Raw genomic sequence first — 25,231 nt, 5'->3', positions numbered from 1 at the left:
ATCGATATGATAACATTGCCCTGCCTTAAAAGCCTACTCAAGCCCTAGAGGTTGGCTTTTTTTATATCAATTCTCTTACATATTTATACTTTTTTATGTCTAGTCCGAACGATTTTTTGCCACCTATGGTTGATGGTGTAAGCGCAAGCCAAGTTTATATTCCTGCACAAACAAATACTCAAACTATTTATGAGTATCTATGCCAACATTTTCAACATATTAAAGTACAAGAGTGGCAGCAACGTTTTCAAGATGGGCTTATTTATGGGGCAAATGGACAAAAATTAACATTAGATAGTCCCTATCAAAGCAATACGCATATTTTTTATTATCGATTTCTTGCCTACGAACCACATGTTCCTTTCGAGCATCGAATTTTATTTGAAAATGATGACTTACTGGTGGTCGATAAACCTCATTTTTTAACAATTAGCCCAACTGGACAATATGTGCAAGAAACATTATTAGTTCGACTTAAAAAACAGACAGGCAATGAATTTTTAACACCGATACATCGATTAGACCGTGAAACTGCTGGGGTTGTTCTATTTTGCAAACGGGTTGAATCGCGAGGTGTTTACCAACAATTATTTGCAGAGCGTCAAGTCAATAAGACATACCACGCTATCGCTCCTTATAAAAAAGAATTAAAACTTCCTCAAACATTACATTTGCATTTAGATAAAGGGTCTCCTTTTTACACCATGCAAGTTTTGGCAAATGCTAAAGCAAACACTCAGACCTATATTGAGCTTATTGAACACAACCAGATTTGGGCTAAATATTGTTTAACACCGACAACAGGTAAGCAGCACCAGCTTCGTGTACATCTTAATTATCTAGATATTCCGATTAAAAATGATCCATTTTACCCGACTGTTCAACATAAGGCAGATGATGATTTTTCAGAGCCATTACAACTTTTAGCTAAGCACATTTCATTTGTCGATCCACTCACGAAAGGGGAAATGTTTTTCAATTCTCAGTTTGAATTGACGTTGTAATGTAAGCGTAATGACAAAAAGATTGTTTTTTATGCCGAAAAACATTGAAATTACATTGCGATGGTTTAAAATAAATTCCTAAAAATTAAAAATCATTTGGTTTTGTTATTCATGCGAAAAACAGAAGTTTATCAGGTTCGACTGGACTCCCAAGAGAAAAAGCAGGCTTTTGCTGTTTTTAAACAATTGGGAATTACCCCTGCCCAAGCGGTACGACTTTTTTTTAAACAGGTCGTATTAACTAAGTCTATTCCGTTTGCCATCGAAAATCAGAGTATTAATATGGAACAATTATTAAAACTCAGAAAAGCAAAAGCATCTTCATTAAATCAAAACCCATCGACTTTAGCAGAAGATGATGACCATGAAGATTTATTTGAAGAACTAAACGCACTTCTTGGTGAGAGCGACAAAACTTAACACTGTTGCATTTATAAACAAGTTTTAACGTCAAGAAGCTCTTTTTTTCGTTATGCTCTCTTTGTAAAAATATAATGATAAGTTACAAGGAGTACCAAATGATCGTTAGACGAGCGACTTTTGAAGATTTAGACCAACTCGCCGTTTTATTTGATGAATACCGCCAGTTTTATGGGGCTTCTTCTAATTTTAATGAATCACTTTACTTTCTCAAACAGCGTTTTGAGAATAGAGAAAGTGTGTTCTTCATTCATATTAAAGACGATAAAATCACGGGTTTTATTTTACTCTATTTAGGTTTTTCTTCAGTTGCTTGCTCAACCTACTATATCTTAGATGATGTATATGTTACGCCCGTTTTCCGTCGTCAGGGTTCGGCTAAACAGCTAATCGATACAGCAATCTTATTTGCAAAACAAGAGAATGCTTTGCGGATTAGTTTGGAAACTCAAGGCAACAACCATGAATCTCATCGCTTATATGAAAAAATGGGATTCATTCGAGATAGTGAGTTCCAAACTTTCCATTGCTTTCTTAAGTAAGATTTTGAGCGAGATGTTTTTGCTCTTCAGATAAATAAATCCATTCTCCCTCAGCAATTTCGGGTAAAACCAATTGCCCTACTTGATGGCGATGCAAGGCTTCTACTTTATTTCCTACAGCTGCAATCATTCGTTTAACTTGATGATAGACACCTTGATGAATCGTCATGGTTAATTGATGAGTTTCTAATATCTTTACATCCGTTGCAGCAAAGACACCTTTTTCTTGATGCAAGCTCACACCTTGACTCAACATTTCAATTTGCTCAGGCGTGACAGGATCGATGGTCGTAACATGATAAACCTTTGGGACATGTTTACGGGGATGAGTTAAAGCTTGAAGATATTTACCGTCATCAGTAAGTAAAAGTAAGCCCGTTGTATCTTGATCTAAACGGCCAATAGCTTGCACACCACGTTGAATCAAAATTTCAGGTAAGAGACTAAAAACACTTTGATGATGGTGAGGCTGATGAGAACATTCAAAACCTTTTGGCTTTTTTAAAGCAATATAAACTTTTTCTCGATATTGATAGGTCTGTCCAATAAGAGAAAACTCTAAATTTTCAGGAGAAAATTGCTTCTTTAAATCATCTGCAATCTCTCCATCAATACTTACAGATCCGTTTTTTATTAACTGCTGACAATATTTACGTGAACCAAACCCTTGTGATTGTAAAATTTTTTCCAGCAGCATGAAGTTTTCTCATTAGAACTAAGCTGTTATTTTAACGTAGTTTCCACTTTTTTCTAAACACTACGAGCAGCTCTTTGCATTTACTTCATTCAACTCACACTCTATTCTTCTACTACCCGATAAATATTTTCGTTCTGTTCACTTTCAAATAGTAATTCGGTAGTAGGCAAAATTATTTCATTATCAACAATAATATGTTCAATACGTTGGCTCAGCTTTAACGATTCATTTTCATGTTCCACTAAATTTTTCTTTAGTTGCGCTTTTGCATCATGAATCTGATCAAACTGATCTTTGATTTTGATATCTATAATATCCATACAATTATCCTGTACTCATGAGTAATAACTATTTTTATATCACAACTTTAAAAAACTAAAACTTTTAACTTGTTAATTTATATAACATTGTTTCCATGCGTAACCAGAAATTAAAACTCTTTATCATTGAGCGATATACAGTGAATTTTTATTAAAAATAAGATCTGAAATCGGCTGTATCTTTCTAAGCTTTCACATTGCGGCTCTTAAATATTATACAATTCCATTTATTTACTTTCTCTGCACTCCCCATGCTTGCCCAATTTGATGTTAATTTAGTTGTTTTACTCGTCCTGCTTGTCTGCGGTTTATTAAGTCAAAATGCAGCTGTAACCATTGCAGCGGGTGTACTTATTGTCGTTAAAATCACTCCTTTAAGTGAGTTCTTTCCTTACATTCAAGCTCACGGCCTTAATTTAGGAATTCTTATTTTAACGATTGGCGTACTCACCCCAATTGCCAGTGGAAAGCTCAGTGGAGAAACTATTTTAAAGTCATTTGTTAGTTTTAAGTCGCTTTTAGCTATCGCAATTGGCCTATTAGTCGCTTGGTTAGGTGGTCGCGGCGTCAAACTAATGTCGAGCCAACCTGATGTGGTTGCAGGCTTACTCATTGGTACGGTTGCTGGGGTTGCCTTACTTCGTGGTGTACCAGTCGGTCCTCTTATTGCAGCAGGCTTACTCTCTTTGTTTATTGGTAAATAAAGAAGTTGATAAAAAAAGGTGCAATTAAGCACCTTTTTAACACTTAGGCTAAATTATTTGCTTTAGCCAGAATAATAGGCATTTCGTTTTAAAGAGAATTTTTCTAATTGCTTTAAAAATCCTTCAAAATAACTTTTCTCTTTTTCTTCAGTTCGATAGCCCGCATATAAAGTTCGTCTTAAGCCTGTAGGTGAAACACAATCTAAACGGCGGCTTGTGACCCAACCCTTTTGTTCATATTCATTTACTACCCAATCAGGTAAAGCAGCAATACCTCGTCCACTTGCAACAAGTTGAATAAGCATTTGAGTTAAATCTGTTGTTCGTATTTGTTTAGGCTGAATATTCGCAGGAATGAACAGTTTCGACATAATATCTAAACGGTGCTTATCAACCGGATAAGTAATTAAAACTTCTTCGGCTAACTTTTGAACTGTAATACTTTCAGCCCGAACTAAAGGATGCGTATTTGACAAAACTAAGCGTGATTCATATTCAAAAATCGGAAAATACTCAATTCCTTTTAACGCAATTGGGTCAGCTGTAATCAGTAAATCAAATTCTGCATTTTGTAAAAGTTCATGCGGATTGGCCTCAAAACCTGAAGCAAAGTCTAAATCTACATCTGGATATTGATGGCGATACTGATTTAATAAAGGCATTAACCAGTCAAAACAACTGTGGCATTCCGATGAAAAAATAATTCTGCCAGTCTGTCCATGAACAATACGTGTGATATCACTATGAGTAATCTGAATTTGTGGCAAAACATCATCTGCTAACTTAAGTAAGCGCTGCCCGACATTAGAAAAACTAACAGGTCTACTACGACGATTAACAACCTCTACCCCATACCAATGGTCTAATTCTTTTAACTGATGAGAAATAGCCGAAGGTGTTAAGCAAAGATCATTTGCTGCCGAAACCAATGAACCGTGTTCACGTAAGGCGACTAAGGTTTTAAGGTGACGAATTTCTAACATAGGTCCACGCTTGAAAAGTAGATTAATCTATAGATGTTTTAATCTCATATTTATTTTTTCAAAAAAATCGAGAAACTTTAGATAAATTCTTGCTAATGAATAGTATTCATCTTATCACAAAATTAGTTAGCCAACTTCAACATGAATTTTATTTTATTATTCTTTTATGTGATGAATTTTTATAATTTTAAAATTGAAATAGCCCACTAGATATTGAACATGTTTTGCCCCGTTAATTAAAATTAGACCCGAAACGGATCTAATTTTTATGTAAGGCTAAAAGTTACTGTGTAACCACATTTAAGCTAACAATTGTATAGCTTTGATTTTTAGGTTTTAACTTCAAATTTAGTGGTGTAGTTACTTCTACTAAATACTCACCAGCTTTTGTAAATTTGAGCTCAACTTGCCCATTATTATCTGCCTTAAATGGTTGTACTTGTTTATCAGTTGCACCTTTTTCTCTCAAATTAACTTCAGCATAAGCTAAAAGTTTCCCTTTTTCAGTTATAGCTAACTTAACAGGCTGAGCAGCTTTAATCTGGTTTGGGTGCACAGAAAAACTAACTTTAATCGGTGTATTGGGAAGTTGAATATCTGAAACTTTCCCTTTAGAAAGATAACTCTGCAATATCCACTCACGTGTTACTTGTTCTGTTTTGATTGTTTTTGTTTTAAGATCAGCCAGAATCAAATATTCGCGTTCGGCTTTCGGTGGAGCTTTATCAGCTGGCATATCAAAAAATAGATGCCATGCTTTTTGGTCATATACATATTTTAAAGGATAACTTGCCTGAGTTTGAACAATGTATGTGCCCTCTTCAGGTAGATCTACATCAAAAACAGTTACAGACTTATGTACAGCTTCTGAGTTGACGGTTTTAAGCTCATTTTTAGGTGTAATTACAGTAAGCTTAGCATCCTTTAAAGCATATTCACTATTTAATGCTTCTTCAGCATAACCAGCAATTACCGGTACTTGAGTCTGTTCAGTTTTATAAGCTACAGGCGCTACATAAGGTTCGTGAGCAAAGCTATAACTAGATGCTAATGCAAGAGAAAGCACTAAAAATTTATTCATTATTACAAAATCCTGTTGTACACCAAGGTAAAAGTTTTCAGACAAAATATAAGCAAATACAGTATGCATAAATAAAAATCATTATTATTATCATTTAATATTCAAGTTTAAAATTCTCTGATCTTTTATTCAAAAAGAAAGTGGTTGAGTTCTTAACCAAATGGTTTGGATCGTCCTTATCTGGTTGTTTTTGTACTTAGCCTCGGCGGTCTTAATTTCAGTTTTTTATTATTCTGCACTCTTTTCCCTTATACTTCTCTTTTTTGAGTCTCTTCTTAACCTATTATGGCGTCCCCGCAATCTCCTCTATCTGCACATCAACATTATTCACTCTTTTTAGCAATTTTCTCACTGGCTGTAGGTGGTTTTTGTATTGGAACCACCGAATTCGTCGCAATGGGACTGATTCAGGAAATTGCAAATAATTTAAATATTACAGTACCAGAAGCTGGCCACTTTATTAGTGCCTACGCTTTAGGTGTAGTTATTGGCGCTCCTATCATCGCTATTCTTGGAGCCAAAGTTCCTAGAAAAACTTTATTGCTCGGCTTAATGCTTTTTTATGGTATTGCAAATGCCTGTACCGCCTTAGCTCATACCCCCGAAACTGTTTTAATCTCACGTTTTATTGCTGGTTTACCACACGGAGCTTATTTTGGAGTCGGCGCATTAGTTGCAGCTGAACTAGCGGGTCCATCGCGAAGAGCATCTGCTGTTGCCCAAATGATGATGGGGCTTACTGTTGCGACTGTAATAGGTGTACCTCTGGCAACTTGGTTAGGTCAAAATTTTGGCTGGAGAGCTGGTTTTGAGTTTTCAGCAACCATTGCTTTTGTCACTTTAATTGCTGTTGGCTTCTTTGTACCTAATATTCCAGTCCAAGCTACTGCCAGTATAAAAACAGAGTTAGCCGGTCTTAAAAATATCAATATGTGGCTAACACTAGCGGTAGGCGCCATCGGTTTTGGAGGCATGTTTTCTGTTTATAGCTATGTTTCACCAATTTTGACTGAATATACAAAAGTTGATATCCAAATTGTCCCTATCGCTTTAGCTATCTGGGGTACTGGTATGGTTATTGGTGGCTTAGCCGCAGGATGGCTTGCAGATAAAAACCTAAACAAAACGATTGTAGGTGTATTAATTAGTTCAGCTATCGCCTTTGTTGTTGCCAGTTTTTTTATGAGCAATATCTATACTGCTATTGCCTCATTATTTTTGATTGGTCTCACCGTAATGGGGTTAGGCGGAGCTTTGCAAACCCGCCTAATGGATGTTGCAGGCGATGCTCAAACATTAGCAGCATCACTCAACCATTCTGCCTTTAATATGGCCAATGCATTAGGTGCATTTTTAGGTGGATGGGTACTCAGCCACCAAATGGGTTGGATCGCGCCAATCTGGGTAGGTTTTGTTTTGAGTCTCGGTGGTCTTATCATTTTACTTATTGCGTTTGCTGTAGAAAAAGCCAGTAAGTAAATTTAATCAAATAAGATGCTAACTTATTATTTCTAATCAGTTAGCTTTCCGCCACAGTGAGGGCAATAACATTTTCTCTCTCTAACAGACTCTTCCTGCTCTAATACTTTTTCTCGCATAATTTGAACAATCAGGTTATGCGCCTGCTCTTTTGGCAGGCCTACTTTTTGACGGATTCGTTCTATTTCAACTTCATCATGTAAAATATCAATACCACGTACTTGAAGTAATTCACGAAACTCTTGCTCTAACCTTTGATTACGCTGGTTAAGTTCATTTGCAAGCCCCGATGCCAAAATACCTGCCGGTAATGCCGCAATGCCAACTCCCAAAATGGTAATCAGTGCGCCTAGTAACTTTCCCAAACTGGTGACTGGGGTCACATCGCCATAACCTACTGTAGTTAAAGTAACCACTGCCCACCACATAGATTTAGGTATTGAACTAAAAGCTTCTGGTTGAGCTTTATTTTCAACCACATAAATGCCTGAAGCAGTCATAATAATCATAATAATTAAAATAAAGATAACTGCCTGAAAAGACCCTTTCTCACGTTTAATCACGCATAACAATATCTGTAGGGAGATAAAATACCGTGTCAATTTTAATAAGCGAAGTAACCTTAGGATCCTGAGCATACGAAGATCAATTCGTACAAAGAAATTGAGATAAGCAGGTAAAATTGCCATCAAATCAATAATTGCTTCCCCGCTTTTCATCCAGTTCAAACGGATTTTCCATGCAGGTTGTGTCGTATCTCGATCTGCAACACTCCACAATCTTAATAAATATTCAATACTAAAAACTGCAATTGAAATAACTTCAAAATAGTCGAACCAAGCATGATAACTTATGTACAAATCATTTACTGTTTCTAATAAAACAGCTGCGACGTTACCAACAATTAAAACCACTAAAAAATAATTAATACATCTACTTATCGTAGTTTCATAGTCATGATTATGAAGATTATTATAGAAGAACTTACGCAATTCCTTCCAAGCTGAATTTTGCATATTGATCTGACCACTTGATATTGAAGATATAGTAAGCTCTCGCCCTCTATTCACCAATATAGTCTTTAATAAATTTTCCTTCACTCACTTCAATATTTAAAATTTTTCACTTTTTCCACTTCAACTCACTGCTAGACATCGAAATTCATTTTCTTGCCACCACAACACATCATAAATGCCTGGGTGTGATCTTAAGATAATATTTATATAATTTTGCAGCACCATAATATGATGGGTAATATCAAGTTTTCTAAATAAAAATTTTCTTAAAATAGGTGTATTAGGAGAAATAAAAACTGCAAATCCATTGCTATATTCTTTATAGACACTGATTCCAAGATACATGGTTATTTCGGGCAAAGGAATCTCAATTTGCCATCCCCAGTTTTCACTATATAGCTCGACATTTAAATGATATCTATTTTTCAATATACTAAAAATATATTGTGCAATATCTTCAGTTTTTTGAACTAAAAAACCTCCTTCATTGGAATGCATCTTTTGCTCAGATGATTGATAATCATCAAATTTAAATTCAACTACCGTCTTTAACATTCTCAAATTCCCTATATAAAATACTTATATTTTTTTTAATTATTTTTAAGTTCGTTTAATTATTTTAAAACAAAACACCAGTTAACTTCTAGTACTATATTTAATTTTATATATATTAAATTTAAGAATGATATATTTATTGTTTTTAAATAAACTCATGACACAATTCACACTTTTAATAAAAATAATAATTCAAAGAGCTTACTTTTTACCCAAAATTATATATAAGTTATTTTATTTAATAATTTTTTGTATCATTTATATCTTTATCTAGATATATAATTTATTTCTTAATCTTTAAAATTTTCTAAAAATTAACATTAGAATCTTTCAATTTGAGTAAATATTTTTATGACTTTTTCTAGAATTAACAATAATCAGTACTATTTATTAGGCTGATACCTTTCTAGGAAATTTATAATTTTGGCATCTATTTCACCATCATAATTTCAAAAAAACTTAATAATTATAGTTTAAATTAAGAAATACTTAACCCTAAAAGATTTGTCATTTTCATTGAAATAAAATCTAGTGCTTATCGGTTGTTATTTTTTGAATTTTCGAATTATTTAATTGATAATAGAACTTTAATACTTATTTCTTTAGCGATTTATTCGTAAAGAACTTTAATTTTTTAATCATATGAAAACAAGGGGAAATTACATGGGATTTAAAGCCCTCCCTACACTTATTTCTTTATTTATTACATTGTTAATCTGGTTCGTAATTCCTGTTCCAAATGGTGTTGACCCTGATGCATGGCATTTATTAGCCATGTTTGTCGGTGTAATTGCCGCAATCATTGGTAAAGCTATGCCAATTGGTGCCATTGCCATTATTGCAATAACTTTAGTTGCTATTACTGGCGTGACTAACACCAGCCCAAGCGGTGCAATTCAAGATGCCCTTAGTAGTTTTGCTAACCCATTAATCTGGTTGATTGGTATATCCATCATGATCTCCAAAGGTTTGCAAAAAACTGGATTAGGCGCACGGTTAGGCTATTTATTTATCGCAGTTTGGGGCAAAAAAACCATCGGTATCGGCTATAGCATGGTGCTTTCCGAACTCATTCTCGCCCCTGTAACACCCAGCAACACAGCACGTGGTGGTGGAATCATTCATCCGATTGTACTAGCAATTTCTACTAGTTACGATTCTGATCCAGCCAAAGGCACCGAAGGTCGGATGGGAAAATACCTATCGTTGGTTAACTACCAAGCCAACCCGATTACCTCTGCAATGTTCATTACGGCAACCGCCCCTAACCCATTAGTAGTTGATTTAGTGGCAAAGGCGACCAATAGTGAAATTTCATTAAGTTGGAGTACTTGGGCACTGGCAATGTTAGTGCCGGGTTTAATTGCATTAATCATTATGCCTTTAATTATGTATTGGATGTATCCACCTGAAATTAAAGAAACGCCTAATGCAGCTCAGTTTGCTAAAACTAAATTAAAAGAAATGGGTCCAGTCAGTAAAAATGAAATCATCATGCTTGGTGTATTCGGTATTTTATTGATGCTATGGGCAGGTATTCCTGCCATGATTTTTGGCTCCGCTTGGGCTGTTGACCCAACGACGACTGCTTTTATTGGTTTAGGATTATTGCTACTTTCAGGTGTACTCACTTGGGATGATATTCTGACGCAAAAGAACGCGTGGGATACGATTACTTGGTTCGCAGCATTAGTCATGATGGCAACTTATTTAAATAAGCTTGGCTTAATCACGTGGTTCTCTGGTGTTTTAGAAACCAGTATCGGTCATTTAGGTCTAAGCTGGATGCCTGCTTGTTTATTGTTAATGCTTGCTTATTTGTATGCACATTATATGTTTGCTAGCACCACGGCGCATATTACCGCAATGTTTGCTGCTTTTTATACGGCAGGACTTGCACTCGGTGCACCGCCAATGTTGTTTGCTTTAATGATGGCAGCAGCTTCAAGTATTATGATGACATTAACCCATTATGCGACTGGCACGTCCCCTGTAGTGTTCGGTTCGGGTTACACCACACTTGGTGAATGGTGGAAAGCTGGCTTTGTCATGAGCGTGGTCAATATCATCATCTTTGTGGTGATTGGCGGACTGTGGTGGAAAGTGTTGGGGTATTGGTAGAATTATTTTAGTTTTAAAAAGCCCCTTATGATGGGGCTTTTTCATGTAGACATTAAAAATACTAAATTGTCTATTTACCAAATAAAATTATATCAAGTTTATTAATCAGGCTTGATATCATAAACCCAATTTCGTGCTTGCTGGTCTGTTGTAGTTTCGCAGACGTAGTAATCTTGATCCCACGAGTCTGGATGAAAGATTTCCTTTTTGTGATAGGTTACTTGCTTGTTATTTTCGACACAGATAAAACTATCACCTTGATCTTTAACAGCAGAACCGTTAAGAAATCCACCAATACATAAGAAGCGGGATTGTTTCGCCATTTAGTTAAATCAACTTTTTAAATCACTCATTTTCAATGATTAAATGATGGATTGATTGAATTGTAAAGCCAAAATTACTGGACCATATTAATTAAAATTATTAGATAGGCATAGCACAGAACTTACTACAATTTTTTTGATTTAAAATTTAGATTAATTAGAAATTATTTCAAAAAAAATAAGGGCTGATTAATCAGCCCTTATTTTTAGCTTTTTGCTCAAACAAATCATTGATTTGCTCTTGCGCTAGGGAAAAGCCTTTCGGCTTTTCTTCATCCTAGCTCATTAAGTCAATTGAGCAGTTTGGATTTTCTTAGTATCAACTTGATCAGCTTCTTTAGTATATTCGCTCATCTTGTCGAAGTTTAAGTATTTGTAGATGTCAGCAGAAGCGCTGTCAATTTGCGACGCGTACTGTTGATATTCTTCTGGGCTTGGTAATTTACCTAGAACCGCAGCTACAGATGCAAGCTCAGCAGATGCTAAGTAAACGTTTGCACCTTGACCTAAACGGTTCGGGAAGTTACGAGTAGAAGTCGATACACATGTTGTGTTCGGTGCTACACGTGCTTGGTTACCCATACAAAGTGAACAACCTGGCATCTCTGTACGTGCACCAGCACGGCCATAGATGTTGTATAAGCCTTCTTCCATTAATTGGTGCTCGTCCATACGAGTTGGTGGAGCCAACCATAAACGAGTAGACAATGAACCACCAGGTACTTTGTCAAGTAACTGACCAGCTGCACGGAAGTGACCAATGTTAGTCATACAAGAACCGATGAATACTTCATCAATTTTGTCGCCTTGAACGTCAGAAAGAAGTTTCGCGTCGTCTGGATCGTTCGGGCAGCAAAGAATTGGTTCTTTGATGTCAGCAAGATCGATTTCGTAAACTTTTAAGTATTCAGCATCAGCATCAGCTTTTAACAGGCTTGGGTTGTCTAACCACTTCTGCATGTTTTCAGCACGGCGCGCCATAGTACGAGCATCGCCATAACCTTCTGCGATCATCCACTTCAACATGGTGATGTTAGAACGTAAGTATTCAGCAACTTTCTCTTCAGAAAGTGTGATTGAACAGCCAGCAGCAGAACGTTCAGCAGATGCATCAGAAAGTTCAAATGCTTGCTCAACAGTCAAGTCATTTTCCATTTCTGATAAATCGATCTCAAGGATACGACCAGAGAAGATGTTTTTCTTACCTTTCTTCTCTACAGTTAAGTCACCCGCTTGAATTGCATAGTAAGGAATTGCATGTACAAGGTCACGTAAAGTGATACCAGGTTGCATTTTACCTTTGAACTTAACAAGTACAGACTCTGGCATATCAAGTGGCATAACACCAGTTGCAGCCGCGAACGCAACAAGACCAGAACCCGCTGGGAATGAAATACCGATTGGGAAACGAGTATGTGAGTCACCACCAGTACCTACTGTATCTGGAAGTAACATACGGTTTAACCAAGAGTGGATAATACCGTCACCTGGACGTAAAGATACACCACCACGGTTCATAATGAAGTCAGGTAATGTATGGTGAGTTGTTACGTCAACTGGTTTTGGATACGCAGCAGTGTGACAGAAAGACTGCATTACCAAGTCAGCAGAGAAGCCCAAGCAAGCTAAGTCTTTTAACTCGTCACGAGTCATTGGACCAGTTGTATCTTGAGAACCAACTGTAGTCATTTTAGGTTCACAGTAAGTACCCGGACGGATACCTTGACCTTCAGCTAAACCACATGCACGACCAACCATTTTCTGAGCTTGCGTGAAGCCTTTACCAGTGTCAGCAGGCTGTACAGGTGTACGGAACAATGTAGAAGGTGCAAGACCTAATTCTTCACGTGCTTTAGTTGTCAAACCACGACCGATGATCAAGTTAATACGACCACCAGCACGTACTTCGTCTAAAAGTACAGGCGTTTTAAGCTCAGCTTCTGAAATTTGTACGCCATCTTTAAAAGCAGTAACTTTTGCAGCAGCATGGTCAATTTTCAATACAACTTCATCGCCCATGTTCATGTTGGCAACATCGATTTCTACAGGTAAAGCACCCGCATCTTCCATTGTATTGAAGAAAATTGGCGCGATCTTAGTACCTAAACACACACCACCATCTTTTTTGTTTGGAATGTGTGGAAGTTCGTCACCGAAGAACCAAAGTACAGAGTTAGTTGCAGATTTACGAGAAGAACCTGTACCAACAACATCACCGACATAAGCAACTTGGTTGCCTTTCGCGATGAGTTCTTTGATTTGGTTTAATGGACCAACTTCACCTGGTTTTTCAGGATTGATACCATCACGCTCGTTTTTCAACATTGCATTTGCGTGTAATGGGATATCTGGACGGCTCCAAGCATCTTGCGCAGGAGACAAGTCATCAGTATTTGTTTCACCAGTTACTTTGAACACAGTGATTTTGATTTCTTCTGGAACATCAGGACGGCTTGTGAACCATTCTGCATCTGCCCAAGATTGTAAAACAGCTTTAGCGTTGGCATTACCCGCTTTTGCTTTATCTGCTACGTCATGGAATGCATCAAATACAAGAAGGGTTTTCTTTAACGCTTCAGCAGCTAGGCTTGCAAGTTCAGCATTATCAAGAAGCTCAACAAGTGGTGCTACGTTATAACCACCAAGCATCGTGCCAAGTAAGTAAACTGCACGCTCTTTAGAAACGAGTGGTGAAGTTGCTTCGCCTTTTGCAATTGCTGCCAAGAACGCTGCCTTTACGTAAGCTGCTTGGTCAACACCTGCAGGAACACGGTTTTCAAGCAAATCTACCAAGAACGCTTCTTCGCCTGCTGGTGGATTTTTTAATAGTTCAACAAGCTGAGCTGTTTGAGCATCATCAAGTGGCTTCGGTGGGACTCCGAGTGCGGCACGTTCTTCAACGTGTTGGCGGTAAGCTTCTAGCACGGTGTTCATTCCTCTTTTTTTGAAAAATTACTTGCAAATTCCAGCTTTCTTAAAAAGCTTCACAAGTAATATGGACTATAAAAGTTTACTAGAGTTCAAGGTAAAAGTTAATGAAAACGGGGTGTTTCTCCGTGATGCCCATTATTTTGTATCTAAATACCACTGTATAAATAATGAGCAAATTGGCCAAATCTGGGCTATTTTTAAGCAAAAATAGCCCAGATGAGTGGAAATTCAATAACCGTACTTAATTAGAACGATTTATATTTTGGCATTTTGTCATGAGGTGTTGCCAAACATTCGTCCATCGCTTGCTTTCTAACTTTTTCTTGGAGTGCTTGAGAATCTTTAGTTAGTTCTTCTTTTGGAATTGCATAAACTTTTTCAATAATATTAAGAATGAACTTTTTGGTAATGTCATCTTCAATTTTATTAGCATGCTCAACGGCCTGAGCTTTTTCGATTGCTTGCTGACGATCAAAAACAATGCTTCTAGCCGCATTTCCTACACTAGTACAAAAGCCATGCCACTGCTCTTCTGGTGTTAATGGTTTCTTTTCTGAACAACCAACAAAGAACAAACTCACTGCAATCAATAAAATCTTTTTCATCATTTCACTACACTAATTATTGCTGCTCATATCATACGGAAAATCATCTTTTTTGCAAAAACAGCTATAAAAAAACCGAGATAGTTTCCCTCTCAGTCTTTTTATATCAAGCATTAGAAATGCTAGTTTCCTCATTTGGGTTAATTAAAAAATTTGATATCAGTCGGTGTTGATATTTTGGCTGCATTGCCAGCGGGTTTTAAGGTGCCTTTGTTGGCATCGAAGCGGAACAAGCTAATGTTATTACTATAAACATTGGTTACATAGAGATATTTACCCGATGCGTCGAATGAGAAAGCACGTGGTTCAATTCCATTGGCTTTATAAACTACTGGCTTACCTAGCAATCCATTCTGTTGAATTTTAAATACCAAAAGTTTGTTGTCTGCACCACGATTGGCAGCAATCACATATTTGCCATTTGGACTGAGGATAATTCCACTCGCGCTTTTAAATTCAGGTGTTTTGTCTTCGTGAATTAGTTTTAGCTCAGCCATTTTTTTCAAATGACCATCTTGCACATTAAATGTCACAATTTCACTTCGCATTTCTGCGGTAACGTACGCATATTTGCCATTTGGGGAAAAGACCATATGACGCGGGCCAGAACCATGTCTAAAAGTCACATCTCGGCTGCTGTCCGCTTCAAGTGGTTGAGGTTTATTTGGGTTATAACGAAAAGTATAGACTTTGTCATTTCCAAGATCGCTCGCATATAGATACTTACCATCTGGACTAAATGTGGTCGAATGCGCATGACCACTGTCCTGACGACCTTTGACGTGACCAGAACCCTCACTAAAAACAATATTTTGTACTTTTTCACCTAAATGGCCATTTGGCAAAATTGGGAAAACAGCCACACCACCACGACCTTTATCAAATGCCGAATAGTTCGAAACAAATAGGAATTTGCCATCTAAACTGATTGATGCGTGTGTTGGATGTCCACCATGACTATCCACTGTGTTCAACACGTCCACCTTTCCATTTTGAATTGATAATGCAGTCACCGCCCCTTCATTTTCTTCATTAGTGGTATAGGCAAAGCGGCCATCTTTCGATTTTACAATCCAAGAAGGACTTTTCATTTTCAAGACCTTAACAGGAGTTAAGGTTCCATCACTATTTACTTTAAACTGGTACAAACCTTCACTGGCTTGTTTTGGTTTTTGCGCAAGTGGTGCATTAGGGATCGATGTCCATGTTCCTACTAAAGCAATTTGTTGTTGTGCAGCATTTACGGTAGAGCCCCATCCAAATGACAAAAGCGTCATCGACAATGTTGCTGTGAATTTTTGAATTAGCCCACGATATTTAGTATTTGTATCGTTTTCCTTGTCATATTTAATTTCAACAGAAGTATCTATTTTCACTGGTATATCCTTGGAAAAAACCACCTTATTTGCACTTATCAACAAGGTATTATCAATTTAGTTTCATTTAATCATTCTGAAAACTAATTTATAAAATAGTAATTTTCAAGTGAGTTTTCTTTAATTAAAAGCCTGTTCAAGCTTTGGTTCCCCTTAAGAGAATCGATGTTTTATATAATAAATATTCAACTTTTTTAAATTCTATAGAAGTGCTTAAAATAAAAGCCCACTAAGAAGTGAGCTTTTATTTCGTTATTACTTGAGACTAATCAAATCATTATAGGTACAAAGATACTTTCTAATGTTTAATTTCCATCTACTAGAAACGCCAATTGTAGAATAAATCGATTGCTCTTTCTAAAGACTGACTTGCTTCTAGATATAAACGTCGATTCATTTGATAACGTAAAGTCAGCTTGTTCACTGGAGTGAATACGCCAACACCATAACGAATAAATAGATCAGGTGTAATATAACCCGTTAAGCTCACCTGCGTATCTTCACCCGTACCTTGTGCATCTAGAGCTAAGCCACTCAAACCAAAAGTACGCCCAATCTGATTCGTTAAAGCACGTGTACCACCCAAGCCCATACTAATCCCTGCGGCAGCAATGGTGTTATTTACATCGGATTTAAATCCTTCTGCATTACTTAAACCACTTGAACCTTCATTAATACGACCCGTAACGAGCGCGTTCAATGCTTCTTGCTCAGATAGTCCGGCATCATTGTAAACCTGAATGTTTGGCGATGTTGCAGTACCTGTAACACGTACCCCAACCATACTGCCCTGAACATTTTTGTTTGCATCGATATCTAAAGTTGGATTAGCCAATGGACCATTAAAACGCGCAATTGCTCGATTCAAATCTAGACTTTGTCCATAGGCTTCGATTTTCACTTTTTGACTGACACCAATTGCTCCGTTAGCTCGCATTGCAGTCTCGTAGCCACGTTGACTTAAATTTAAACGACCAACTAATGGAATATTACTGTTAAAGCCTTGGAATATCACTTGGTTGCCAATGTTAACAGCAATATCAGCTCGAATATCCCAAGGTTTAGCAGCTCGTAAAATTGCAAGCGGATCTTGGCCTTGTCGAACTATGCGGACATCTGATGAGGTGTTAATGACTGGAGCAGTTGTTTCTGGCATTGAAATACGTGCACGAGGAACATCTACCGATCCTTTTAAGCTTAAACGCTTATCGAAAGGATACATATCAAGTGTAAGGTTTGGATTGGCAATTGCAGTAATTAATGGAGCCTGACGCACAAGTAAATTATCACCTTTGAGGTTTAATTGAAGACGTGGCGAATCTTTCCATTCAAAACTACCTTTTAAAAGCCCTACGCCTTGACCACTGTTAAACGCCCCATCAATTGTTGCCATGTCCTGACGAATTGATGAGTAAACCTGAACATTCGTTAAATTAACAGGTAGCGAAATCATACTGATTGCGCCATTTTTCAAACGCATTTCACCAGTAAATTGTGGCTGAGTTAATGTACCGTTGACTTTACCAGCCAAGGCTAAGGTCCCACTCAATTTACGCACATCTTGAATAAATGGTTTTAAGACTTTTAATTGAACATCATTAAAAGCGACTTCCCCATGCATTGGCATTGATGGCTGGAATGGATTGATAATGACGTTCGCATAACCAGTACCAATATCTGGTGTTTTCACATCAACACGGAACAATAAGCCCTCAGATACACTTTTTGCAATAACACCCAGCTCATCATAAGCCAGAGTGGTTGGAGGGTCTTGTGGATCTTCAGCAGCTAAACCAATTTCACCTTTACGCGTAATTAAACGTGCATCAAGTTTTGGATGTCCGCCATTTACCCACGCTGCCTTGGCATAACCATTTAGTTGCCCCGTCATCGCCAAGCCTTCTGGCATAAATGCCGCGAAGTCACTTAAATCCATGTTTTGAGTTACAAAAGAAATATTACCGCGAGCCTTACTTACTCGTACTGGCTGATCAAAACAGAGCTGGCTATTCGCACTTTGCCAACAATGTTGACCTACATATAGCTCAGATCTTGCAGAAGAATAAATCACTGGAGCATTTTGATTTTGTGCAAGACGAATACGTCTTGAATCAAAACTTCCTTTTTGGATTTGACCTAACCAATCATTGTTCTGGTTAAACCCTCCTGCTAACTGAACATAGAACTTGGAAACACTATTATTGCCGAGTATTTTCAATAAATGCGCTTTTCTTGTTCCTGTCAAATTCACTTCAGCGGACTGAATTTGTCTATTTCCACTACGCAAATTATCTAATTTTGCCGTTAATTGAGTTGGTGTTGTTTCCGATGTTGGAAGTTCACCCTGAATACTCAATCTCTTCACGCTCACTAAAGTATTAAAAGCAAAATCATCTACGGCGATATTTGCAGTTGCTTTTAAACGTGGCTGTGATTGTACATTCAGATTACCGTAAGCTCGACCGCGTAATCCTGGGTATAACTCGTAAAGTGCTGGTGCATTGAGCTTGATTTTTAGATTTTGAGCATTACCTGTCGCTTGTAACTGATTCTGCCCATAGACTAAAAATAAATTATTTGCTTCAAACTGCTGAGGTAAAAAGCCCTTTTGATTAGAGTCCATCAATAAAGATAGATTACCCTTACCTCGAACAGGTTTATTATTTATAAAGCCAGCAAGGTTCAATTGCTGAATATTAATTCGTTTCAAATGGTCTGACCAAACCCCTTGGGTTTTCAGATTACCTGAAATTTCACCTTTTACCGCTGAGGTAAAATATTGAGGTTTAAAACGTACCAACGAACTATTAATATCCCATGCAATGCGATCTTTGAGATTTACAGAACCTGTTGCATAGATTTTCCCAGCGACACCGTCATGCTGTAACTGGTTAATTCGAATAAAATCTGGTGTACCCGCTATAGAAAATTTCAATAAACCATTTGCCTGTTTTAAGGCTTTTAAAGATCCATCATAATTAACAGCAAAACCTTTAAAGCCACCACCAGCTTTTACATCATGGAATAATAATGCTGCGGTACTTTTCCCACCCAAACTTACAGTTTCTTGTCCCGCTTGAGCCAGTCGACCAGTTAAATCAATTTTCTCAAATTGAATGATTTGCTGGTTCGGTTTAGCAAAACCATTCGCTTTAATCGAACCATTTAAAAGATTAACAGGAGCTGCCGCATGAATACTTTGTGGATTAAAATCTTTTGCATTTAACAAGGCATTCCAAACCAACTGACGTTTTTCAGTCGGAAGAAATACTTTAGCCTGACCAGTTAAGCTACCTTTTTCAGCAGCAAAACTAAAATTGGGAACATTTAAAACATTATCTTTAACATTCAAATTAGCTAGATATTGTCCTGCCGGTAATAAAGTTTTTTCATGCTGATATACTTTTGTAGCAACTTTAATATCTTGCTGACCATCACGCAACGTTAAATCAACCTGACCATTGTCACTGCTTAACCACCCAATATAAGGCATCGCACGGTCTATTTTCGTCCAAGCTACATTCATGAGCATTGGTTGAGGTTTATTATTTTTTTCAGGAGCCTGATTAAACTTAAGCTTCCAAGCCTCGTAACGGTCGAAATCAACATTAGCAAAAACTTCAGTACCTTTTTCCAAAGAACCAGTTGAAGCAACAGCAGCATCTAAACTTGGCGGTAAAAAGTCTTGTACAACCTGAGGAATGGCTTTGTCTTTCAGATTAATATGGTCTAAACGGCCTTTAATATCCCAAGTAACATGATCTTTCCAACTGACTAAACCTTTCAGGTTAACAGCGCCTTTCATGACTTGGCCATTAAAATCAGTGATATTCAACTGATGAACCAAGTCAGTATTCATTAAAGCGTTGTATTGACCTTCAGGTAAATTCTCACCTTTTAAATCTGTATCAACTGCCAAATTAAGTTGTTTAATATCGCCTTGAAACTTGACCACACCATTTTTTGCAAATAATTTTTGTTCAACCAATAAAGGTAAGTGATAATTTTTTAGTAGTAACTCACCTTGCATTGGAACTTCATCACGAACAGGATGCAACACCACCCAACCCGTTAACAAATCGGGAGTTGTTGTGGCAACGCCGGCTTTTAAAGTATCTAAACTTCCGCGTGCTACGACTTTAATATTTTGAATATTTAAACTTTTTAAAGATGGGATTCTTAAATCTGCTGTAGCATCTAATGGATATTTACCACTAAAATCCATTTTTCCTGTGGCATTGTGGACTGAAAGATAGCCCATATCCATACTGGATTTTTCAAATTCTAGTTTAGTCTCTGACCAAAGTGCATCTTGCAAATGGACGTCATGAAAATTTACATCTGAGGTCGCTAGCTTAATTTCTAAATGATCAACATCAGCTTCATCAACACGTAGAACAAATGGCAACTTAATAGGCTTAAATTCGAATGCTTTACCAGACGGCGGGGTTTTATTAATAATACGTAAATTACGCACATCCGCATGGCTCAAATGCACTTCTTTTTCTAATAATAAAGAGCGCCATCCTAAACCTACGTCAGCTCTGTCTAATGAAACTTCAACGTCTGTTAATTGCACCAAAACATTCTTAAGAATAATTCCGCGCAGTAAATTTCCGCCTTCGTATTCATATTTAATTATTTTCTGAGCTTCTAAAACCCGATCTAATAAAAAACGACTTCCCCGATCTGTTGACATCATGATGACTAACGAAGACGCTAATAATAAAAATATGATCAATATCGTCAGCAGGAAACTACGCAAAATGCGCCGCTTCTTAGGTGAGCGAGGTGCCGAAGTTGGCTGCTGTTCTACATCCGCCATAAAATAAACCTAATAAAATTTTATTTTTAAAGTTGTGGGCCTATAAAGAAATGTAAACGAATCGGATGGTTTTCATCTGAAATACCCGATGCGACATCTAAACGGATTGGTCCGATTGGAGACTTCCAGCGAATTCCAACCCCAACGCTATAAGCTGCTGGATTATTAAAGTCTTTATCATAGGCATTACCAAAATCTGAGAAAACAGCGGCTCGCCAACCATCCTTAAACTGATAGTTATATTCTAAAGAACCTACAGCCAAAGCTTGTCCCCCAATTTTATATCCATCTACTTCTGGAGAAAGACTCTTATAGTCAAAACCACGAATTGTCTGGTCACCACCAGTAAAGAATCGAAGATTGTACGGAACTTTGTCAAAATCATCGGTAAAAATGTAGCTCAGGTCAGATCTTCCAACGAATTGATGATCATCATTTTCACCAAGAGAATAAATAAATCTCCAACCTGCACTTGCAATGGCCATATTGGCATCGGACAGTAAACTCTCACTACCTAATTCTAGTTTATAGGTTTGTTTAAAAGCTTTCGTTGGGTTTAACCGTGTATTACTCGAGGTTTTAGATGTTTCATAACTAAATAATAATGCTTCTTGCTGTGATGCCGCAGTTTTAAAAGCATCTGGCAACTCAGAAATATCAACATTACCCTGTTGGGTCAAACGGTCTAAACGATAGCGGACACCAAAAGTATGTTGCCAGTTTCCTAACGGGCGTTTAATTATTCGCTCACCACCAACAACAGCAGATTCAGTAAGCAAACTTACATCTGGACCAATATCATCACGAGTTTCACGCTCATATCCGCCCACAATGTTAAAATAGTCATTTAACGGGTGTTTGTAGGGAATACTATATCGGCCATCAATAGATTGACGAATTTGCGATAGTTCCACGTTGGCATCAAAAGAATGACCATATTTGTTAACAATAGAACGGCGATACTGACTACGTAAACGTACACCTGTATCTGTCCCGTAACCTAAACCCGTTTCTAAACTATTTAGCTTATCTGCATTTAAAGTCACAATGACTGGAATTCTTTTCGTTTCACGTGCTTGAGCCTGTAAACGATCTTGTTCAGTTTCTTGTTCAGCCTGCTGAACTGATGCACTTTGCAACATTGCTGTTTGAGGTTCTGCCTCTTTTGTCTTTTGTGTTCCTGCAAACTGTTTTTCGTCTACTACGTTTTGAGTAACTTCTTTATTAGATGTGGCTAATTGACGTGCTTGAGCAAGTTGGCGTTGTTCAGGTGAAAGTAAATTAGACTCATCAACATCAATATTTTGCTCATCGACTAAAGCTTGCAAATCTGGCGGTAGCTCAAGTGGTTTTTCAATTGGATCAGGTTTGATGCTATCAACCAAGGTATAATTAAAATAACGCGAGTTGGTTAGGTTATTTGCTAAAGTATTTACTCGCCAAAATGCATAGTCATCACCCTCTTTCCAAGGGGCCATACTTTCTAAAATATTTTGGTTCAAAGGCAAGGGTTTCGATGGATCACTCATGCGAAACTCAACCTTATCTAATTTATAACGCTCACCTGTTTCATAGCGTAAATTGATATCAGCCTTATTTTCTGGCTGACTCACTTTCACATCGTGCAGTCGCCAATAAGCATCAAAATAACCGTTATCAGTGGCTGCGTTGACTATTCGAGTTTTCGTGGTTTCATATAAACCATGGTTAAAGATATCACCTACATCCTGATCAGGAACTAAGCGAATAACCTGAAACTGGGGTTGTTTTTCACCAGCACCAGTAAATTCGATATTTTGTTCATTAATCCGTACTGGTTCATTTGGGGTAACCTTAACGCGAACTCGGCTCGAACTTAATTTTTCAAATTTAAACTCAGCATTATAATAACCAACTGCTTGAGCAGCCTGATTACTTAGCGTTCTGAGTTGAGGTAACGCTGCATTAAAATCTTCGAATGATTCTTGGGTAAATGTTGATAACTTACCTTTAATATTTTTAGCCAGCACATCTGAAGCACCTTCCACATCTGCACTAATACGCGGTACTTGCTCCATCGGAATTACACGTGGTGGGCGCACTTTATTTAAAATACGTTTAAAGAAACCTGCCTGCTCAGGCGGAGCTTCGGCCTCTGGCGTTAATTCAGGTAAGGTTTTCCCAGTTTCATTAGCTTCGACTACAATCTGGCTATCAGATTTGATCTCTTGCATAAGCTGGTCAATATTCACAGGTGCTTGATTAATCTGATTGAGTTCAGACTGAGTTGCATCACTGACTGTAACTTCAGGTAGCTTCTGAGTGCCATTTTGGAAGTTTTGCGCTTCACTTTTAGCTTCTTCAGCGACTTTATAAATTTCATTTGCCATGCTTTGATCAACAGGCATGTCGGGTAAATCATCAAGATTATCAAGCGTAATTGGCTTAAATTCGTCAATTTGATTTGGAAATTGTTCTTGTTGTTGCAATATAGCCAAGCTATCTTGTTGTTGCTGCGCTTGAGTCACAAGGGTAGCAATATCTGTTATTGGAGCAGTAGTTTGCTGACTCACTGGAACTAATTGTTCAGTTGACGCATCAGATACCGTCTGATTTAAAGTTGAAGAGTTACTTTCAACAGAAGTTTGAGCAAAACTTGGCGTTACACAAACTGTAAACAACAAGCTGCTACAAATAAGTTTAGGAATCCCCTGCATTTTTAAAATTAAATGCATAGAATGAGAGAGAGTTGACTGTTTAAACTTAATTTTAGAAGGCATAGAAAACTCTAGACTTATTTTTTAATAAAACGCACCAAGGTGAGTGTAAAACTCACTCAAAACCATTGATTTTTCATTTAATCAAGCGTTAAAAATATCATACATGGTTTTAGATGCAAATTAACACTCGGTCACATTTTTTTATAAAACACAATGAAGTTTGCACATGATGAAACAAGATGAGCACCTGATGACATCACGTCGGTTCGTACCGATGTTTTTTACCCAGTTTTTTGGCGCATTAAATGATAACGTTTTTAAGCAAGCTTTATTATTAGTGATTACTTATGGTTTGATTCAGCAGCAATCTGCCCCAGTAAGTACCCTCAATAATTTAGCAGCTCTCTTGTTTATTTTGCCCTATTTCTTTTTTTCGGCAACTGCCGGACAAATTGCAGATAAATATGAGCGCTCACAACTCGTCCGTGGCATAAAAATTTTAGAAATTATTATTATGCTCATCGGTACTGCTGGTTTCCTGTTGGGGCACTTATGGTTGCTTCTTTTTGCCTTATTTTTGATGGGGACACATTCAACATTCTTTGGTCCCATCAAGTACGCAATTTTGCCTGAAATTTTAAAACCGCAAGAATTAATGTCGGGTAATGCTCTGTTTCAGTCGGGCACGTCAATGGCAATTTTATTCGGGATGATTTTAGGTGGTGCTGTAATTGCATCATCACATGGGAACTTGTTGTGGATTAGTCTTACTGTTGTAATTATTGCTTGCATTGGCTATGTATGCAGTCGCTTCATTTTGCCACAGAAAGTTGCTGCTCCCGATTTAAAGATTGACTGGAATTTCATTCGTACAAGTTTTCAAACCATTAAATATGCCAAAAGCTTACCTTTAGTGTTCACCATTTTGTTAGGTAACTCATGGTACTGGTTTTATGGTGCTACTTATTTAACGCAAATTCCACAGCTTACTCAGCAAAACCTCCATGCATCAGAAAATGTGGTTAGCCTTTTGCTTACTTTTTTCTCAGTCGGTATTGGTGTCGGGTCTCTTCTTTGCCGTAAAATTGGTGGCTCAGAAATTAATATTAAAATGGTACCAATTGGTGCGATTGGCCTTACCGTTTTTGCGCTTTACCTTGCCGCGAGTTTAGCTTTTGTACCCGAAAGAACTGGTGCATTACTTACCTTAAAAGATATTTTTACCCAAGGTTGGGTTTACTATCACGTCATGATTGCTGTGACTTTACTTGGGATTAGCGGCGGTTTTTATATTGTTCCTTTATATGCCATGATGCAGGCTTATTCACCACGTTCACATCGTGCTCGTGTTGTAGCAGCAAATAACATTTTAAATGCCGTTTTCATGGTTTCATCTGCAATTTTTTCAATCTTAATCTTAAGTGTTTTGAAAATTGATATTAAAATACTATTTATTATTACAGCTGTACTTAGTGCAATCTTTAGTATTTGGCTTCTAGCACGTCTAAAACCAATGCTTGCCACAGCACATCTTTCTTTGGAGGACTAAT

General features: G+C 37.3%; 18 protein-coding genes and 1 pseudogene. 7 read left to right on the top strand and 12 right to left on the bottom strand.

Annotated features, from left to right (window positions below; all coding sequences use genetic code 11):
• Nucleotides 1-95: 95 nt before the first annotated feature.
• The 3 genes from FY048_RS03160 to FY048_RS03150 all read left to right on the top strand — a co-directional run bounded on the left by FY048_RS03160 (nt 96) and on the right by FY048_RS03150 (nt 1,966).
• Nucleotides 96-1,004: a pseudouridine synthase gene (locus FY048_RS03160; protein ID WP_446090092.1), complete on the top strand. Its 909-nt coding sequence runs from the start codon at nt 96-98 to the stop codon at nt 1,002-1,004.
• A gap of 111 nt (nt 1,005-1,115) precedes the next feature.
• Entirely contained in the window at nt 1,116-1,424 is a 309-nt protein-coding gene (locus FY048_RS03155) for a type II toxin-antitoxin system RelB/DinJ family antitoxin (protein WP_003652408.1), read from the top strand.
• Nucleotides 1,425-1,522: 98 nt separating this feature from the next.
• Nucleotides 1,523-1,966 (top strand): N-acetyltransferase family protein, encoded by a 444-nt coding sequence (locus FY048_RS03150; RefSeq protein WP_446090091.1) that lies wholly within the window; start codon nt 1,523-1,525, stop codon nt 1,964-1,966.
• Here the strand turns inward: FY048_RS03150 and FY048_RS03145 are convergent.
• Both FY048_RS03145 and FY048_RS03140 read right to left on the bottom strand, forming a co-directional pair.
• Nucleotides 1,959-2,663, bottom strand: a complete 705-nt coding sequence (locus FY048_RS03145) for a pseudouridine synthase (protein WP_446090090.1) — start codon at nt 2,661-2,663, stop codon at nt 1,959-1,961. The genes FY048_RS03150 and FY048_RS03145 overlap by 8 nt on opposite strands.
• Before the next feature lie 101 nt (nt 2,664-2,764).
• Nucleotides 2,765-2,983 (bottom strand): hypothetical protein, encoded by a 219-nt coding sequence (locus tag FY048_RS03140; protein WP_004791556.1) that lies wholly within the window; start codon nt 2,981-2,983, stop codon nt 2,765-2,767.
• Between the two features lie 251 nt (nt 2,984-3,234).
• Between FY048_RS03140 and FY048_RS03135 the strand changes: the two genes are divergently transcribed.
• Entirely contained in the window at nt 3,235-3,687 is a 453-nt protein-coding gene (locus FY048_RS03135) for a DUF441 domain-containing protein (protein ID WP_016137739.1), read from the top strand.
• A gap of 62 nt (nt 3,688-3,749) precedes the next feature.
• Here the strand turns inward: FY048_RS03135 and FY048_RS03130 are convergent, their stop codons facing one another.
• Both FY048_RS03130 and FY048_RS03125 read right to left on the bottom strand, forming a co-directional pair.
• Nucleotides 3,750-4,670 carry a LysR family transcriptional regulator gene (locus FY048_RS03130; RefSeq protein ID WP_446090089.1) on the bottom strand — a complete coding sequence of 307 codons (921 nt, stop codon included), beginning with the start codon at nt 4,668-4,670 and terminating at the stop codon, nt 3,750-3,752.
• Between the two features lie 283 nt (nt 4,671-4,953).
• Entirely contained in the window at nt 4,954-5,751 is a 798-nt protein-coding gene (locus FY048_RS03125; protein WP_446090088.1) for a DUF4198 domain-containing protein, read from the bottom strand.
• 285 nt (nt 5,752-6,036) lie between these two features.
• Between FY048_RS03125 and FY048_RS03120 the strand changes: the two genes are divergently transcribed.
• Nucleotides 6,037-7,230, top strand: coding sequence for an MFS transporter (locus FY048_RS03120; RefSeq protein ID WP_446090087.1), 1,194 nt, complete (start codon nt 6,037-6,039; stop codon nt 7,228-7,230).
• A gap of 32 nt (nt 7,231-7,262) precedes the next feature.
• On the opposite strand, the gene FY048_RS03115 is transcribed toward FY048_RS03120, so the two are convergent.
• Both FY048_RS03115 and FY048_RS03110 read right to left on the bottom strand, forming a co-directional pair.
• A complete protein-coding gene (locus FY048_RS03115) occupies nt 7,263-8,246 on the bottom strand; it encodes an ion transporter (protein ID WP_446090086.1) in 984 nt (327 codons plus the stop codon).
• A 120-nt stretch (nt 8,247-8,366) separates the two neighbouring features.
• The gene (locus tag FY048_RS03110) at nt 8,367-8,801 is read right to left on the bottom strand and encodes a hypothetical protein (protein WP_446090085.1); all 435 of its coding nucleotides are present in this window, start codon (nt 8,799-8,801) and stop codon (nt 8,367-8,369) included.
• 663 nt (nt 8,802-9,464) lie between these two features.
• On the opposite strand from FY048_RS03110, the gene FY048_RS03105 reads away from it, so the two are divergent.
• On the top strand, nt 9,465-10,922 hold the full coding sequence (locus tag FY048_RS03105) for a DASS family sodium-coupled anion symporter (protein WP_446090084.1): 1,458 nt from the start codon (nt 9,465-9,467) through the stop codon (nt 10,920-10,922).
• A gap of 101 nt (nt 10,923-11,023) precedes the next feature.
• On the opposite strand, the gene FY048_RS03100 is transcribed toward FY048_RS03105, so the two are convergent.
• The 6 genes and pseudogenes from FY048_RS03100 to FY048_RS03075 form a co-directional block, all read right to left on the bottom strand.
• The gene (locus FY048_RS03100) at nt 11,024-11,245 is read right to left on the bottom strand and encodes a hypothetical protein (protein ID WP_446090083.1); all 222 of its coding nucleotides are present in this window, start codon (nt 11,243-11,245) and stop codon (nt 11,024-11,026) included.
• A gap of 285 nt (nt 11,246-11,530) precedes the next feature.
• Nucleotides 11,531-14,170 carry a bifunctional aconitate hydratase 2/2-methylisocitrate dehydratase gene (locus FY048_RS03095; protein ID WP_446090082.1) on the bottom strand — a complete coding sequence of 880 codons (2,640 nt, stop codon included), beginning with the start codon at nt 14,168-14,170 and terminating at the stop codon, nt 11,531-11,533.
• Between the two features lie 251 nt (nt 14,171-14,421).
• Nucleotides 14,422-14,784 (bottom strand): hypothetical protein, encoded by a 363-nt coding sequence (locus FY048_RS03090; protein ID WP_252612612.1) that lies wholly within the window; start codon nt 14,782-14,784, stop codon nt 14,422-14,424.
• A 137-nt stretch (nt 14,785-14,921) separates the two neighbouring features.
• Complete coding sequence (locus tag FY048_RS03085) at nt 14,922-16,157, bottom strand: lactonase family protein (protein ID WP_446090081.1); 1,236 nt, start codon at nt 16,155-16,157, stop codon at nt 14,922-14,924.
• Nucleotides 16,158-16,476: 319 nt separating this feature from the next.
• Nucleotides 16,477-20,982, bottom strand: coding sequence for a translocation/assembly module TamB domain-containing protein (locus FY048_RS03080; protein ID WP_446090080.1), 4,506 nt, complete (start codon nt 20,980-20,982; stop codon nt 16,477-16,479).
• A gap of 26 nt (nt 20,983-21,008) precedes the next feature.
• Nucleotides 21,009-23,516 (bottom strand): annotated as a pseudogene (locus FY048_RS03075) (autotransporter assembly complex protein TamA); the annotation flags it as partial.
• A 391-nt stretch (nt 23,517-23,907) separates the two neighbouring features.
• Here FY048_RS03075 and FY048_RS03070 point away from each other — a divergent pair.
• Nucleotides 23,908-25,230 carry an MFS transporter gene (locus FY048_RS03070; protein WP_446090079.1) on the top strand — a complete coding sequence of 441 codons (1,323 nt, stop codon included), beginning with the start codon at nt 23,908-23,910 and terminating at the stop codon, nt 25,228-25,230.
• Nucleotide 25,231 lies beyond the last annotated feature (1 nt).

It is taken from the genome of Acinetobacter sp. 1124_18A, assembly GCF_052824995.1.
The sequence above is the reverse complement of the archived record's forward strand: the minus strand, read 5'-3'. Positions and strand labels throughout refer to the sequence as shown.